Consider the following 15,946-nt stretch of genomic DNA (forward strand, 5'->3'; position numbering starts at 1 on the left):
CTTCAGGCGCGGGCATTTTTGCGTCCGCTGACAGCGGTAATCACCGCGATGATGATCAGGCCGGTGAGGATCAGCCGCACCCCGGCACTGGCGCCGAAGGTGTTGAGCATGCTCACCAGCAGGTAGAGAAACAGCGACGCGCCCCAGATGCCCGGCACGTTGGAAAATCCGCCGGCCACCGAGGTGCCGCCGATCACCACGACGGCGATGGACGCCAGCAGGTATTCCTCGCCCATGCCCAGGGACGCACCGCCGGAAAACCCGGCCAGGGTCAGGCCGCACAGGCTGCCGAACACCGCGCAGAGCACGTAGGTGGCGAAGCGCATGCGGCCGACCCTGATGCCGGCCAGTTCGGCGGCGCGGGCGTTCTGCCCGATAGCCAGAACCGAACGGCCGTAGCGGGTGCGGGTCAGCACATAACCCATGAGCACTGCCACGGCGATGACCACGATCGCGAGGTACGGCACGCCGAATACCCGACCGGTGGCGAAGGTGTAGAACGCCTCCGGCGGCGGCACCCGCACGCTGCGGCCGTAGGCGATCGCCAGGGATTGCAGAATGAAGCTCGCCGACAGGGTCGCGATGATCGGGGGAATGCGCAGCAGCCGGATCAGCGCGAAATTGCCGCAACCCACCAGCACGCCGATGCCCAGCACGCCGATCACGCCCAGCCAGATGTTCGCGTCCTGGCCGTCCATGAGCTTCATGCCCAGCGCGCCGCTGAGGGCAATGTTGGCCGGGATCGACAGGTCGATGTTGCCAGGCCCGGTGCTGATGACGAACATCTGGCCGATGCCGACAATCGCGAAGAACGTCGAGAACGCCAGCGCGCCAGACAGCAACGCGCCTGCGCCCTGCCCGCCGGTGAACACCAGCGTCGCCGCCCAGATCAATAAGGCGGCGAGGAATGACCACAGCCACGGCTTGCCGCGCAGCGCTGCAACAGGTGAAGTGCTCATAGCGGGCGTACCTCCAGACGATTGACCGCCGCACGCAGCGCCAGCACGAAAATCAGAATCGCGCCTTGGGCGCCGATCTGCCAGTCAGGCGAGATGCGGATGAACGACAGCAGCGAACCGGCCAGCACCAGGGTCAGCGCGCCGAGCACCGCACCCATGGGCGACACGCGGCCGCCGACGAATTCGCCGCCGCCGAGGATCACCCCGGCGATGGACAACAGGGTGTATCGCAGCGCGACGTTGGCGTCGGCCGACGTGGTCAACCCCACCAGAAACAGCCCCGACAACACGCCGAAACTGCCGGCCATGGCGTACATCGCCACCTTGATGCGCAGCAGCGACCAGCCGGCCTTGGCAATCGCCAGCGGGTTGCCGCCGGCGCCGCGCAGGACCACGCCGACGGTGGAGCGCATGAGGAAAAAGTGCATCGCCAGCCCGAGCACCAGGCACACGACGATCGCCAGCGGAATCAGCGGCGGCTTGATCCTCACCAGCGCCTGCAGCCACTGCGGCGCCGTCCCGCCCGGTGATGGCAACAGCAGAATCGCGCCGCCGACCCAGATGAACGACATGCCTAGGGTGACGACAATCGACGGCAGGTTGCGGCTGTGAATCAACGCGCCGAGCAGCGCATACACGCCCACGCAACCGGCCAGCGCCAGCCAGCCGAGGAACGGGTGTTGATCCAGCAGCGTTACCGCGACGCAGGCGACGAAGCTGATGAAGCTGCCCATGGACAGATCGAGGTCGTTGACGCTGATGATCAGCATCTGCGCGATGGTCGCCAGGGCAATCGGCACTGCCAGGTTGAGCATCAGGTTCAGGCCCATGTAGCTCATGGCCCGGGGTTGCATGATGAAGATGGTTGCCAGCAACACCACCAGCGACACCGCCGGCAAGGCCGCGCGGAGCATGCGGGCACGGCGCGCGGCGTTGTTGCGCGTGGCGACGGGTGCGCGGGCAACGGAATTCAACGGGGCATTCATGGGGTTTCCTCGGCGAAGGAGCTGCGCAGGATGCGCTCCTCGCTCAATTCGCTGCGCGGCATGTCGAGCACGGCCTGGCCGTCGCGGAAGACATACACGTGATCGCAATAGGTCAGCTCTTCAAGCTCGGTGGTGTACCAGATGAACGTGCGGCCGCGCGCCGCCTCCTCCATCAGAATCGAATACACCTCGCGCTTGGTGCCCACATCGACGCCGCGCATGGGGTCGTCCATCAGGATGATCTGGCTGTCGGACGCCAGGGCCCGGGCAAACAGGGCTTTTTGCTGGTTGCCGCCGGACAGCGACAGGATCGGATTGCGCATGTCCGGGGTGCGGATACTCATGCGCTTCATCCAGTCATCGGCCATGCTCTGCTCGGCGTCGGGGTCCAGCAGCACGCCGCGCTTGAGCTGGTTGAGGGAGCCGATGGTGATGTTTTCGCCGATGGACCACAGCGAAAATACGCCGTCAGTCTGGCGGTCGCCGGCGACGAAACTGGCGCCGGTGCCGTGCTTGACGCAATCGCGCAGCACTTGAGTCAGTAACTGGCTCTGGCCATGCCCGGCAAGCCCGGACAGCCCGACGATCTCGCCGGCAAACGCCTGCACCGAACGGCCATCCGTCTGACGCGCCGGGCGCTGCTGCACGCGCGCGCTGCCATGCTCACGGCGGGAGGCGAAAGCCTGTGTCCCCCGCTGTTGTTCACGTGCAGTGCCGCCCATGACTTCCACCAGCGAATCGTGGGTGAATTCCCGCGCGGCGCGGGTCTCGACGATTCTGCCGTCACGCATCACCGCGATGCGGTCGCAGGTGCCGAGCATTTCGCCGAGGATGTGGCTGATCAGCACGATGCTGCCGCCGCCCTCGACGAAACGCCGCACGTGGCGCAACAGTTGCTCGGCGACACGGGCGTCCAGGGATGAGGTCGGTTCGTCGAGGATGATCAGATCGAGGCGCTCGTCGACGTTGATGAACGCCCGGGCGATTTCCACCATCTGCCGCTTGCCGATGGACAGGTCAGCGACAATGTCATCGGCTTCGATGCCGTGGCCGGGAAAAATCTGCTCCAGCATCGTTTCGATCAGCTCGCCGGCCCGACGCCGCCAGCCGAAACCGCGCAGGGCCGGTGACATAAGCCGGGTGTTCTCGGCCACGTTGAGGTTCGGGCACAGCGACAGCTCCTGAAACACACAGCGAATGCCATGCTGCCGCGCCACTTGCACCGAATAGCCGTCGCGCAGGTCGCGGCCTTCGATCAGCAGCTGGCCGCAGTCGGCGGCCAGGGTGCCGGCGAGCACTTGCATCAGCGTCGATTTGCCCGCGCCGTTGTGGCCGATCAGGCCCAGGCACTCGCCTGCGCGCACGCTCAGGTCGACGTCACTCAATGCGCGGACGGCGCCGAACGATTTGCCGGCACCCGCGAAGGCCACCCGCACAGGTCCATTTGCGTTCATGGTCAGAATTCCTTGGCGGGCCGCAGGCTGCGCGGCCTGCTTTGCTTACATGGACAGGCTCACAGGGAGAAGCTCACAGGGAAGCGGCGGGCTTGAGCCTGGCGACGTCGTCGACGCTGTAGGTTTCGCTGACGATCCCGCCTTTAGGCAGGTCCTTCAGGCTGGCGTCGAGGGTCTGCTGAGTGACGGTGACCGCAGGCGACAGCAGGTCATGGGGCATTTTTTTGCCGTCGAGCAACTGCTGCGCGACATAGAACGCCAGGCTGGAAATGCTCGGTCCGCTGCTGATCGAGAAGCTCTGATAGCCCTGGGTGTCGCTTTGCTTCTTCCACCAGCTCAGCTCTTCTTCGCGGTTGCCGAAGATGATCGACGGCAGTGGACGGCCGGCCGCCACAAAGGCCTGGGCAATGCCCACGCCTTCGCCGCCCTGGGTCACCACGGCGTCGACTTTAGGCAGGCTGGGCAGCACGCCGGACACGGCTTTCTGCGCCACGGTCGGTGACCAGTTGCCGTTCACTTCGCCGACCACTTTCAGGTTCGGGTGTTTCAGCGCACCGGCAGTGATGCCCGAGTGAATGCGCTCGTCCACCGACACGCCGGCCAGCCCGCGCACTTCCAGCACATTGGCACCCTGAGGGAAGCGCCCGGCCAGGTAGTCCATCTGCTCGATGCCGGTCTGCTTGAAGTCCATGGAGATGCGGTACGCGCAGGGTTCGGAGACGGTGCCGTCGAAGGACACGACGATGATGCCGGCGTCGCAGGCCTGTTTCACCGCGCCGTTGAGCGCCGTCGGCGACGAGGCATTGATAACAATGGCGTCATAGCCCTGAAGGATCAGGTTCTGGATTTGCGCGGCCTGCTCGGTGGCCTGGTTTTCCGCGGTGGTGAAGCTGTCGGCCGACGCGATCAGGCCATCCTTGACGGCTTTGTCGGTGGTCTGCTGCCAGCTGGCGAGCATCAGTTGGCGCCAGGAGTTGCCGGCGTAATTGTTGGAGAGCGCGATCTTCTTGTCGGCTGTATCGGCGTGGGAAGCGACGGGCAGAGCCATCAGGGGCGCCACGGCCAGTGCGGCACAGAGCAACGAACGGCGTAGGGGATGACGACGACTTTTCATAGTTGAACCCTTGTTATTTTTATGGGGGCTGCAGGGTGGCCGACGGCGTCGGTCGCACCTTATTACGAACAGTACGCGGCGAGTCTGCACTGGCCGGTGCAGAGCGTCAGTGGTCAATCGTGCAGACCTGATGCGGGATCCCGCAAGCGACCTGCAGGAACGTGCGTTCTTTTTACCGCACAGGGGCCATAATGACCGGGCTGCATCCCGTGCAGTTTCAAAACGTGTTCAGTTCCTGAAAGTGTTCCATTCCAAAAATAAAAAACAGGTTGGAGCCCATGGCACAGCGACCGCACACCCTTGCCGAAGACGTGCTGCATCATTTTCTCGGTATCTCCCGCGCCCTCGCCGGCCAGCTGGATTTCCAGTCAATGATCGATGCCGTCTCCCGGGAAATCAGCCCGATCCTGCCCCACGATCACCTTGACGTGTGCCTGTTTGTCCTCGACGGCCGCGAGCACATCACCTATGAAAGCGGCGTGCACACGCTATGGGGCGACGTGGCCCAGCCGATGCCGGTGCACACCAGCCCCATCCGCACCGTGCTGCTTGGCGAGCAGGCGTTTCTGCTGACCCACGACGCCATGAACGACGCACGCTTCGCCTTCCCTGGCGCCATCAACCACCCGATTTTCGACGCCCGCTTGCGCAGCCGCCTGCACGTGCCCTTGCGCGCGCGGGGCGAAATCATCGGCGCGCTAAGCTGCTCGAAACACACCGAACATTTCTACACGCTCGACGATGTGCGTCACACCCAGCACGTCGCCGATTTGCTGGCCTCCTATGTATACGCCCTGCGGCAGACGGAGCAGGCCAAACAACTGGCCATCGCCGAAGCGCAAGTGCGTGCGCGGGAGGAAGGCTTGCGCCAGGGCGCGTTGCGCCTGACCGAGGAGCTGGAGCGCGAGCGGCAGCGGGTGGGCATGGACCTGCATGACCAGACCCTCGCCGACATGACCCGCCTGCACCGGCGCATCGCTCGGTTGCAAACCCTGCCCAGCGTGCCGGGCGAGGATTTGCGCGGGATCGCCCGCTCCCTCAAGGACAGCATGCAGGAGCTGCGGCAGCTCATTGACGCGGTCAAGCCGACGGTGCTGCAGTTGTTCGGTTTTGAAGAAGGCGTTGAAGACCTGTTGCGCCGCAGCGTACGCGACAGCGGCCTGAGCATTGAAACGCGTCTGCAGGACAACACCGACGGCATGGGTGATCGCTTGCCGGAGTCGGTCAAAGTCGCGGTGTTCCGCATCGTCCAGGAAGCGGTGAACAACGCGATCAAGCACGCGATGCCGGACAGCATCGTCATCCACATCAGTCACACGGGCGGCCTGTTGCAACTGACGATTGACGACGACGGCGTTGGGCTGGACGTCGGCCACGGGTTCAACAGCGGCGGCATTCAGAACATGCAGGTGCGCGCGCAACTGATGGCGGCGCAGTTGTATATCGAGCGCGGCCCCCACGCGCGAGGCACGCGGGTAAGGGTGTGCCTGCCGCTGGCTGCTCTCGCCCTGGTTGATGAGGCGGCAGCTGTTTTTGAGCCTGCGCTTTTAACGGAGACGCCATGCAAGTCCTGCTGATTGAAGACGACCCGGTGCATCGGGCGTTCCTGCGCGAGGTCATCGAAGTGGCGCTGCCGGAATGCACGCGCTTGCTGGAGGCTGAAGACGGCCAGATTGGCGAGCAAATGTTCAGCCAGAGCCCGGTGGATGCGGTGGTGATGGACCTGCAGATGCCCTGCCGCACTGGTGTCGAAGCGGCCAAGACGATTTGGCGGCAGCAGCCGGACACGTCGATTCTGTTCTGGTCGAATTACTCGGACGAGGCCTACGTGCGCGGCATCGCGCGTATCGTGCCCCAGGGCGCCGCCTACGGTTACATCCTCAAGACCGCCTCGGAGGAGCGTTTGCGTCTGGCGTTGCGGGGCTTGTTCATCGAGCAGCAGTGCGTGATCGACCGCGAGATTCGCGGCGTGCAGCTCAAAGCCCACGATCAGTTGTCCGGGCTGAGTGATGGCGAATACGAAGTGCTGCAAGACATCGCCCTCGGCCTCACCGACCGCACCATCGCTACCCGCCGCAACCTGTCGCTGCGCAGCGTGCAAAACCGGCTGCAGCAGCTGTACGAAAAGCTCGGCGTCTATCAACCGGACGCGGCCGGCGAGCGCAGCACCGCCTTCAACCTCCGCGCCCGCGCCGTCAACGTCGCCCTGCTCCGCCGCCTGCTCAACCGCACCGCGCTGGAACAGGCCGAAGCCGAACTGCAACTGTGGCTGAAAAATCCGGTTCGGCATCGGTTTGCAGGGGACTGAGGGGAGATCAAGAGCGTCGGCCTAAGGGCCTCGGGTTTCGCCTTCGGCGACTTAACTTTTGAAAAGCACCAAAAGTAAGCAAAAGTGCCTGCTCTCGGTTGGGCCCGACTTCGTCGGGTTCCCTCACTCCGACGACGCTCCGTGGGCCCGCGCCGAACGGACATCCATGTCCTGACGGCGCTCTCGCGGCATCCATGCCGCTCGGCCCACTGCGCGTCGTCTGCGTTCGGCCTGCACCCAAGTCGCGTTTTGCAGTGACTGGGCTTTTTGTGTACGAAGATCAAAAGCAGATCAAAGGCTTCCCGGCTGAAGCCGGTCCCACTAAAAGCACCGCGTATACCCTGTGGGACCGGCTTTAGCCGGGAAGCTTTTGATCCACCTAAACGCGCTTTGGTGATCGTTCCCACGCTCCGCGTGGGGATGCATCCTGTGACGCTCCGCGTCACCTCCCCAGATCTCAATGCGCGTCGTCTTCGGGACGCGGAGCGTCCGGGGCTGCGTTACCACGCGGAGCGTGGGAACGATCATGTCGGCGCATGAGCTGGCCTCTTCCCGGCTGAAGCCGGTCCCACTAAAAAGCCGCGTGCAGTCTGTAAAATGCGTGTTGATCAAACCGGCCTCTTCCCGGCTAAAGCCAGTCCTACAGTGGCCGCGATAGGTCTGTAGGGCCGGCTTCAGCCGGGAAGCTTTTGATCTTGATCCTCATACGCAGAAAGCTCAGACACCGCCAATCGCGACTTGGGTGCAGGCTGAACGCAGGTCTCGCTCCGTGGGCCGAGCGGCATGGATGCCGCGAGAGCCGCCCCCCGCCATGGATGGCGGATGGCGGCGGACCCACGGAGCGGGACCGGAGTGAAGGAACCCTGACGAAGGAAGGGCCAAACCGGGAGCAGGCACTTTTGCTTACTTTTGGTGCTTTTCAAAAGTAAGTCGCCGAAGGCGAAACAGTCTGCCCCCAGGCAGACGCTCTTGACCTTCATACGCCACCGGGGAACGCCGCACCATCCGCGCTTGTCGATTAAAACGAGACCGCGACGCGTCGCTCAACTGAACGATGTCACTCAGGAGCATTGCCCATGTGCAGGAACCACACGCGTAACCCCATTCTTTGCCTCATCCCGCCCTACCTGCTCGACCAGATTGCGCGCAACGGCAACAAAGCCCAGCGCGAAGCGGCGCTACGCACCCGCGCCAAGGACATCACCTTTCGCTCCCTGCGCCTCAGCGTGCAACCCGACCGTCGTCTTGTGCACCTGGCGGCCGCGCCACTCACCGGCAAACGCCGTTCGATCTACACCGCCGACGGCGGCGAAACCCTGCCCGGCACCCTCGTCCGCGGCGAAGGCCAGCCCGTCAGCGGTGATATGGCCGTCGACGAAGCCTACGACGGCCTCGGCGCCACCTTCGATTTCTTCTTCGACGTCTTCGACCGCAACTCCATCGACGATGCCGGCATGGCCCTCGACGCCACCGTGCACTTCGGCAAGGGCTACAACAACGCCTTCTGGAACTCCGCGCAGATGGTCTTCGGCGACGGCGATCAATCGCTGTTCAACCGCTTCACCATCGCCCTCGACGTCATCGGCCACGAACTCGCCCATGGGGTCACCGAAGACGAAGCCGGCCTCGTCTACTTCAACCAGGCCGGCGCGCTGAACGAATCGATGTCTGACGTGTTCGGCTCGTTGATCAAACAGTACGCCCTGAAACAAACCGCCGAGCAGGCCAGCTGGCTGATCGGTGAAGGGCTGTTCACCGACAAGATCAGCGGCAGCGCCTTGCGCTCGATGAAAGCCCCCGGCACCGCCTTCGACGACAAAGTGCTGGGCAAGGACCCACAACCCGGTCATATGGACGACTTCGTCCACACCTACGACGACAACGGCGGCGTGCACATCAACTCGGGCATCCCCAACCATGCGTTTTACCAAGTGGCGACGCGGATCGGCGGTCATGCCTGGGAAAAGGCCGGGCGCATCTGGTACGACGCGCTGCGCGATTCGCGCCTGCGCCCCAATGCCGGCTTCGTAAGGTTTGCGCGGATCACCCATGACGTGGCCGGCCGGCTGTACGGTGTAGGCGAGCAAGCCCAAATCGCGGTACAAGAAGGCTGGGCGGCCGTGGGCATCAACGCGCAGTGATCCGCCATGACCATCCGCTATGACCAGGCGCCACTGCGAGGAGCCACGAACATGCGAATCTCATTCAGCGAAAGCGGCGGGGTCGCCTATTTCCCCGGGTTGAACAAGCCCAACACCATTGAAGTGGACGCCCTGCCGGAGGGCGACCAGAAGGAGCTGCGGCAACTGGTTGACGCGTCCGAGTTCTTCGCGTTGCCGGAAGGTAGGCGCCCGGCCCGTGCAGTGCGCGGCATGCAGCATTACACGCTGACCATCAGCGAAGGCGATCGGGAGCGCACCGTCTGCGTCCCCGCGCCGGTTGATTCCGGCCCGTTGCAGGGCCTGATGCAGTGCGTCAGGCGCCACGTGTCCGGCTAGCCCCATGATCGTGCGCCGGGCAAATCACCTGCTCGGCGCCTCACTCCCTGCCTTTCAGGACTCCCGTGCCCAAACTTTTCTCGCCCTTGCTCTGTCGATCCAGACGCAAGACCGCTACACCCTCGCCGTCACAGGATACGGATCAATGATGCCCGTCCGCCGTCTGTGCCTGGTCCTCGGCGATCAGTTGTCCTTCGACCTGGCCTCCCTCACCGAACTCGATCCCGGGCGCGACGCCGTGCTGATGGTCGAGGTGATGGAGGAAGCCACCCATGTCCCCCATCACCCGCAGAAAATCGCCCTGATCTTCAGCGCCATGCGCCATTTCGCCCAAGCGCTGCAGGAGCGCGGCATCATCGTCCAGTACGTGACGCTGGACGACCCGCTGAACACCGGCTCGGTGCCCACCGAGTTGCAGCGATGGGACGCGTTGTTACAGGCCGACGAAGTCCACGCCACCGAGTGCGGTGACTGGCGTCTGGAGCACTCGATCAGGGAATGCGGCCTGCCACTGGTCTGGCACAGCGACACGCGTTTTCTCTGCTCCCGCGAAGGGTTCGCCACGTGGGCCAGCGGCAAGGTTCAGCTGCGCATGGAGTTTTTCTACCGCGAAATGCGCCGCAAGCAACGGCTGCTGCTCAACAGCGACGGCACGCCGGTGGGCGGTGCCTGGAACTTCGACGCGGAAAACCGCAAGGCGCTGCCCAAGAAGGTCTCCGCACCCTACCCCGCGCGCTTCGCCCCGGACGCCATCACCCGCGACGTGCTGGACCTGGTGCGTGAGCGTTTCTCCGGCCATTACGGCTCGCTGGACGGTTTCGACTACCCGGTGACCCACGCCGACGCCCAGGCCCTGTGGCAGTACTTCCTCGATTACGGACTGGCGGCCTTCGGCGACTACCAGGACGCCATGGCCATCGACGAGCCCTACCTCTTCCACGCGCGCATCAGCGCCGCGTTGAACATCGGCTTGCTCGACCTGCGCCAATTGTGCAGCGACGTAGAGTCGGCGTACTGGTCGGGCGGCGTCGCACTGAACGCCGCCGAGGGCTTCATCCGCCAACTGATCGGCTGGCGGGAATATGTGCGCGGCGTCTACTGGCTGAAGATGCCTGAATACGCCGAAGGCAACGCATTCGGCAACACGCGCGCGCTGCCGGCGTTCTACTGGAACGGGCAGACCAAAATGAACTGCATGAGCCAGGCCATTGGCCAGAGCCTTGAGCACGCCTACGCCCATCACATTCAGCGGCTGATGGTCACCGGCAATTTCGCCCTGCTGGCCGGCATCGCGCCCAAGGAGATTTGCGAGTGGTACCTGGCGATCTACATGGACGCCTTCGAATGGGTCGAGTTGCCCAATACTCTGGGTATGGTCATGCACGCCGACGGCGGTTACCTCGGTTCCAAGCCTTACTGCGCCAGCGGTCAGTACATCAAGCGCATGTCAGACTACTGCGGCAGCTGCGCCTACAAGGTCAAGGAAAGCACGACGGAGGACGCCTGCCCGTTTAACGCGCTGTACTGGCATTTCGTGATGCGCCACAGCAACCTGCTGCGGGCCAATCAACGGATGGGCATGGTCTACAAGAACCTCGACCGGATGACCGAGGCCAAACAGGACGCGCTGTGGCAAAGGGGCGAGTCGCTGCTGGGCAAACTCGACGCCGGGGAGGCGATTTGAAAAAGAGCGAGCTGCCGGTGAAAACCTGCGTGGTGTGCGGCCTGCCGTTTACCTGGCGGAAAAAATGGGCGCGCTGCTGGGATGAGGTGCGTTACTGCTCGGAGCGTTGCCGGAGGGGCAAGCGCTCCGAGCCGTAACAGGCCCCGCCGTCAGATATGGGGCCCTGCCGTCAAATTATCGCAGAGGCGCAGGTCGCCTGACCGGTCAGGGTCAATAAACCTGAGCGCGACTGGCTCTGCCGATCAGCCTGATCAATAACTGCAGCTTGGGGCCTGCGGTGGTCTCGCGTGCCACTTTGATCAAAAATTCCTGGGGAATGATCCCGCCCGCTTCAGCCAGCGCTTCATAGATGGCAAACAGCCGCGATTCAATCTTCGTCTCCTCGGCGCATTCGATCAGATAGGCGATTCCTGGATTGGCACGTTCGTTCATAGTGGATTCTCCTTGTATGGCAGTTACTTCAAGGGAGAGACAGGCACGGCGGGAGTTCCCAGTTTCTGGACAGGGCTCATCCGAACGGTGGCACCGCCTGCCGGCAGTCCTGAATATCAGTTTTTACTTGCCAAAACCCCGTTGCGCCCTTAAACAGGGCGTGCCGTTTCAGCACCCGCGACGAGTTGCCGCCCCCCGCACTCCGTTGCGTCTTCGCAATGCAGCCCTGCGCCAGGCCGGCCGAAACGCCCAGACACCTGCAAATCATGGAGACGCCAGGTAAACCCGATGACAGGAAATACGTCAGACACACTCCCCCGCACCCGTCGTGCACCCAAGGGTGAGAAGCGCCGCGAGGAACTGCTCGACGCCGCGCTGCAATTGTTTTCGCTGGAGGGCTACAGCGGTTCCTCCATTGCCCGCATCGCCGACCTCGTCGGCATCTCGGTGGCGGGCGTGCTGCACCACTTTCCGAACAAGGTCGCCCTGCTGATGGGTGTGCTCGCGCGCCGCGACGAGGTCAATCACAAGGTGATCAGCAGCTTGCACAGCGAGCCGACACTGCAGGGCTTCGTCAGCGGCCTGCGGCAGATCAATCGTTCCAACGCGACGGCGCCCGGCGTGATTCGCGCGTTCAGCATGCTGAACGCCGAAAGCCTGGTGGACAGTCATCCGGGATGGGAGTGGTTTCAGTCCCGCTACCTGACGATTCACGGGCGCATGCGGGCACGGCTCGACCATCTGGTGGCCACCGGCGAAGTGCGTGGGGATCTGGATCTGGACGCGCTCATTCACCAGATACTGGCGATGATGGACGGGCTGCAGCTGCAGTGGCTGCGGTTCCCGGAGACAGTGGATCTGGTGGAGCGGTTCGACAGTTACATGGCGCAGGTCGAGCGCGATATCCGCGCATAAAAAATGAGGCGATCCGGGCTGGCCGGATCGCCTCATTCTCTGTCACTCAAGCTCAGAGTGTCACTCGGGTTCCGGGCTTGGCCAGCGCCGGGATCAGCTCCCGACGCCAGCCTGCTGCTCAGCCCTCTCCCGTTGCGATCAATCAGTACTCGGTGTTGCCGTCGTAGTCCGTGTTGCCATTGGCTGCGTCGGTGTCTTCGCTCTGATCAAGCACACCGCCGGTCTTCACCGCTGGCAGGGTCACTTTGACCGAGTTCAGCGCCGAACGTGGCAGCGGGTTGCTGGTGGTGGTCGACAGTTCCTGACGGAACGAGTTGACCAGCTTGGCATTCAGACGGATGTCGTCCGAGGCCGCGCCCAGGCTGATGTTGAAGGTGTCGGCATCGATCACCCACTGCTTGCTCGCCTCGTCGAAGTACGCCAGCGAACGGTCGTTGAGTTCGATGGTGACGTGACGGGTTTCGCCCGGCTGCAGGAAGACCTTCTTGTAGCCTTTCAGCTCTTTGACGGCGCGCTCGACGGTCGGGTTCTGCTGGCCGACGTACAGCTCGGCGACTTCGGAACCGGCACGCTTGCCGCTGTTGGTCAGGTCGAACGAGACCTTGATCGGCGTGTTGCCCACTGCAACGCCCGGAGTGACCGAGATGTTGTTGTAGGTGAACTGGGTGTACGACAGGCCGTGACCGAACGCGAACAGCGGTTTGGTGTTGGTCTTGTCGTAGCCACGGTAGCCGAGCATGGTCAGGTCGTTGGCGTAGCTGATTTCCTTGACCTTGGTGCGGGTGTTATCGAAGTTCGGGAAATCCTTGTACAGCGGATTGTCTTCGATGTTGCGCTCGATACTGATCGGCAGCTTGCCCGACGGGTTGACCTTGCCGAACAGGATCTCGGCCAGGGCCTGACCACCGTTCTGACCCGGGTAGAACGCGTGCAGCGCAGCCGGAACCTGGTCGATCCAGTCGCTCATTTTCAGCGCGGTACCGCCGTGCATGGTCACCACGGTGTTCGGGTTGGCCTTGGCGATGTTCTGGATCAGCTCGTTCTGGTACTCAGGCAGATCGAAGCTGTGGTCGAAACCTTCACCTTCGTATTCAGCGCTGTTACCCACGGCAACCACGACCGCGTCGTATTGCGACAGGTCAGAAGGTGCGGTCAGCGAAGCGGTCGACATCTGCACGCCCACCAGGCCGCCCATGGTCGACAGGTAACCGTCACGGCGCGAGTACTCAAGCTTCACGTCGTAAGCCTTGCCAGCTTCCAGCTTGATCTTGCCGGAAACAGGGATGGTCGGCGGAATGCTCTTGTTGGTGATGTTCTCACCGTCGCCGTTGTCGATGACCTTCTCGCCGTTGACCCACAGACGCACAGCGCCGTCGGCACGGACTTTGAAGACTTGGTCGCCGCTGATGGTCGGGGTGACCTGACCGCTCCAGCGAATCGAGGTGTTGGCGGTGTCGCCATTGCTCGGCACGGTGTCGGTGGACCAGTCCAGATTGACATAGGTGTCGATCTGGGTGGCCGATGGATCGCCGGACCAGGTGGCGTTGTTGAAGTACTCGGTCTTCATGCCAGCGACGCTGTTGCCTTTGCTGTCGGTGGTGGTCCAGTGCATTGCTGTCGGGTCGAGGGACAGGGTGTCGAGGAACTCGACCTTGGCGCCCGGGGCGATCTGGCGCAGGCCGCTCAGTTCGCTGATGTAACGGGTAGCGTCAACGTGAGCACTGCCGAAACCGGTCGGCGGCGCGTACTTGGCCAGGTCGCCAACGACGGCGATGCGCTTGACCTTGTTCTTGTCCAGTGGCAGCACGTCGCCCTGGTTTTTCAGCAGCACGATGCCTTCGCGAGCGATGTTCAGAGCGACCTTGTTGCTGGTGGCGCTGTTCATGTTGTGCGTGGTCAGCGGTGCAAACTTGTCGAACTGGTACAGGTAGATGTTCTTCAGGATGCGGCGGACCTTGTCGTCGATGGTCGCCATGTCCAGCTCGCCGCTGTCCAGGTAAGGCTTGAGCACGCGGCTGTTCATCTGGCCGCCCATCATGTCCAGGTCGGTGCCGGCTTGTGCCGCTGGCAGACCGTGGACGACGGCGTTGTAGTCGCTCTGCACCAGACCCTTGAAGCCCCACTCCTTCTTCAGGATGTCGGCGATCAGGTGCTTGTTCTCGCAAGCGTATTCACCGTTCACTTTCTGGAACGAGCACATCATCATCGCTACGGCGCTGTTCTTGGTAGCAGATTCGAACGGCGGCAGAGTCATCTCGCGCAGGACGCGCTCAGGCATGACCTGATTGAGGATGAAGCGGTTGGTTTCCTGGTCGTTACCGGCGTAGTGCTTGGCTTCGGCCCAGACGCGACGCTGCTGGATACCGTTGATGACCGCAGGGCCAAGGCTGGCGCCCAGGAACGGATCTTCACCGGAGAGGTATTCGAACGCACGGCCGCTCCACGGCATGCGGTACAGGTTCATGCCTGGGCCGGTGACGAACTGGTAGCCGCCGCTGGCAGTGTCGTAACCGAGGGCGCGACCGAAATCGATGGCGCGGCGCGGGTTGAAGGTGGCTGCCAGGTTCGGGCCGGACGGATAGACCACGCCCGGATCGTTGCCTTCGCTGGTGTAACGGATGCCTGCGCCGCCGTCAGCGCCGTGGATCTGTGGCACGCCGTACTGGCTGAGCGGTTTGACGTCCCAGCCGCCGATGCCGCCGATGTAGGCCAGCTTTTCTTCCTGAGTCATCTTCGCCAGGGTTTTTTCTGCTGCTTTGTCAGCGCGCAGTTCCTTGGCCGCCAGTTGCTCTTGGGTCGTGGTGTCTGCTGCGTTGGCGTGGCAGATGGCCAGGCTCAACAGAGCCAGTGCCGAGTGGGCACCGAAAGATTTACGTTTTTGCATAGGTGACGCTCTCCAAGTATCGCCCGCGCTCTTTTGTCGCAGTTGACACGCCGCAGGCCTTTATTTCAGGCACTACTCAGCTTTTACCAAAGTTTCTCGAAAGAACATCGGCAAGCGGAAAGGGGCGTAACAACAACACGAAAAGTGTGGGCGATATAATCTTCTGTAACTAACGTTAATGGCGATGGGCCACCGAACTGCACGAGCATTGCCCGAGACCTTTAAATTAAGGCAATTGTTTTCAAGTGATGTCAAACAAAAAAATCAATCTTTAACAAACTCGACATTTTTTGATACATCCCCTGAACTCTTGCTAAACCTACAGGTCTGTAGGTTTAGCAATTTTCACGGATCGCCGCCAGAACCCCCGAAAATACTGGGGCTTAGCTCTAAGAAAGACGGCGAACCTGCGCTGAAGCCCAGCGTTGCGATCATTTCAAACATATGACAAACATTGGAGAAACATCACATGAAATTGCCAGTACTGGGCGCTATCGCCGCACTGACCCTGTCGTTTGCAACTGCAACAATGGCCGCTGATTCCGATACTCAGGAAACTGTTTCCGGCGCAGCAGATTCTACCGTCATGACCCAGACCCAAGATGCAAAAGCGGTTAAGAAAGCCACTAAGCAGAATCAGGCTGATGAAAACAAGCGTGGCCGTCCGACTGCTAAAACTTCATCTGCGACAAACTAACGCACTGTCGTTCAG

General features: G+C 62.5%; 14 protein-coding genes. 8 read left to right on the forward strand and 6 right to left on the reverse strand.

The annotated features are described in order from the left end of the window. Positions 1-2: 2 nt before the first annotated feature. The 4 genes from BMY98_RS12560 to BMY98_RS12575 form a co-directional block, all read right to left on the reverse strand. On the reverse strand, positions 3-959 hold the full coding sequence (locus BMY98_RS12560) for an ABC transporter permease (RefSeq protein WP_074889508.1): 957 nt from the start codon (positions 957-959) through the stop codon (positions 3-5). Next, positions 956-1,945, reverse strand: a complete 990-nt coding sequence (locus BMY98_RS12565; protein WP_083398777.1) for an ABC transporter permease — start codon at positions 1,943-1,945, stop codon at positions 956-958. The genes BMY98_RS12560 and BMY98_RS12565 overlap by 4 nt, the downstream gene beginning before the upstream one ends. After that, on the reverse strand, positions 1,942-3,399 hold the full coding sequence (locus BMY98_RS12570) for a sugar ABC transporter ATP-binding protein (RefSeq protein ID WP_074889512.1): 1,458 nt from the start codon (positions 3,397-3,399) through the stop codon (positions 1,942-1,944). Before BMY98_RS12570 ends, BMY98_RS12565 begins: the two co-directional genes overlap by 4 nt. Before the next feature lie 73 nt (positions 3,400-3,472). Then, positions 3,473-4,513: an ABC transporter substrate-binding protein gene (locus BMY98_RS12575; protein WP_074889514.1), complete on the reverse strand. Its 1,041-nt coding sequence runs from the start codon at positions 4,511-4,513 to the stop codon at positions 3,473-3,475. Between the two features lie 278 nt (positions 4,514-4,791). Between BMY98_RS12575 and BMY98_RS12580 the strand changes: the two genes are divergently transcribed. The 6 genes from BMY98_RS12580 to BMY98_RS12615 all read left to right on the forward strand — a co-directional run bounded on the left by BMY98_RS12580 (position 4,792) and on the right by BMY98_RS12615 (position 11,140). Continuing rightward, entirely contained in the window at positions 4,792-6,090 is a 1,299-nt protein-coding gene (locus BMY98_RS12580) for a GAF domain-containing sensor histidine kinase (RefSeq protein ID WP_074889518.1), read from the forward strand. Next, positions 6,075-6,821, forward strand: coding sequence for a response regulator transcription factor (locus BMY98_RS12585; RefSeq protein ID WP_074889520.1), 747 nt, complete (start codon positions 6,075-6,077; stop codon positions 6,819-6,821). Before BMY98_RS12580 ends, BMY98_RS12585 begins: the two co-directional genes overlap by 16 nt. 1,076 nt (positions 6,822-7,897) lie before the next feature. Beyond that, complete coding sequence (locus tag BMY98_RS12600; protein ID WP_074889530.1) at positions 7,898-8,962, forward strand: M4 family metallopeptidase; 1,065 nt, start codon at positions 7,898-7,900, stop codon at positions 8,960-8,962. A 51-nt stretch (positions 8,963-9,013) separates the two neighbouring features. After that, positions 9,014-9,319 (forward strand): protealysin inhibitor emfourin, encoded by a 306-nt coding sequence (locus BMY98_RS12605; protein ID WP_074889533.1) that lies wholly within the window; start codon positions 9,014-9,016, stop codon positions 9,317-9,319. A 145-nt stretch (positions 9,320-9,464) separates the two neighbouring features. Next, a complete protein-coding gene (locus BMY98_RS12610) occupies positions 9,465-11,003 on the forward strand; it encodes a cryptochrome/photolyase family protein (protein ID WP_074889537.1) in 1,539 nt (512 codons plus the stop codon). After that, positions 11,000-11,140 (forward strand): DUF2256 domain-containing protein, encoded by a 141-nt coding sequence (locus BMY98_RS12615; protein WP_074889538.1) that lies wholly within the window; start codon positions 11,000-11,002, stop codon positions 11,138-11,140. Before BMY98_RS12610 ends, BMY98_RS12615 begins: the two co-directional genes overlap by 4 nt. Positions 11,141-11,213: 73 nt before the next feature. Here BMY98_RS12615 and BMY98_RS12620 read toward each other — a convergent pair whose 3' ends face one another. Next, complete coding sequence (locus BMY98_RS12620) at positions 11,214-11,435, reverse strand: hypothetical protein (RefSeq protein ID WP_074889541.1); 222 nt, start codon at positions 11,433-11,435, stop codon at positions 11,214-11,216. Between the two features lie 288 nt (positions 11,436-11,723). On the opposite strand from BMY98_RS12620, the gene BMY98_RS12625 reads away from it, so the two are divergent. Further along, positions 11,724-12,350, forward strand: a complete 627-nt coding sequence (locus tag BMY98_RS12625; protein ID WP_074889543.1) for a TetR/AcrR family transcriptional regulator — start codon at positions 11,724-11,726, stop codon at positions 12,348-12,350. Between the two features lie 142 nt (positions 12,351-12,492). Here the strand turns inward: BMY98_RS12625 and BMY98_RS12630 are convergent, their stop codons facing one another. Continuing rightward, the gene (locus BMY98_RS12630; protein WP_074889545.1) at positions 12,493-15,234 is read right to left on the reverse strand and encodes a beta-glucosidase; all 2,742 of its coding nucleotides are present in this window, start codon (positions 15,232-15,234) and stop codon (positions 12,493-12,495) included. A 469-nt stretch (positions 15,235-15,703) separates the two neighbouring features. On the opposite strand from BMY98_RS12630, the gene BMY98_RS12635 reads away from it, so the two are divergent. After that, positions 15,704-15,931: a hypothetical protein gene (locus BMY98_RS12635; RefSeq protein ID WP_074889548.1), complete on the forward strand. Its 228-nt coding sequence runs from the start codon at positions 15,704-15,706 to the stop codon at positions 15,929-15,931. The last annotated feature ends 15 nt before the right edge of the window (positions 15,932-15,946 follow it).

It is taken from the genome of Pseudomonas graminis (assembly GCF_900111735.1).
Taxonomy (GTDB): domain Bacteria; phylum Pseudomonadota; class Gammaproteobacteria; order Pseudomonadales; family Pseudomonadaceae; genus Aquipseudomonas; species Aquipseudomonas graminis.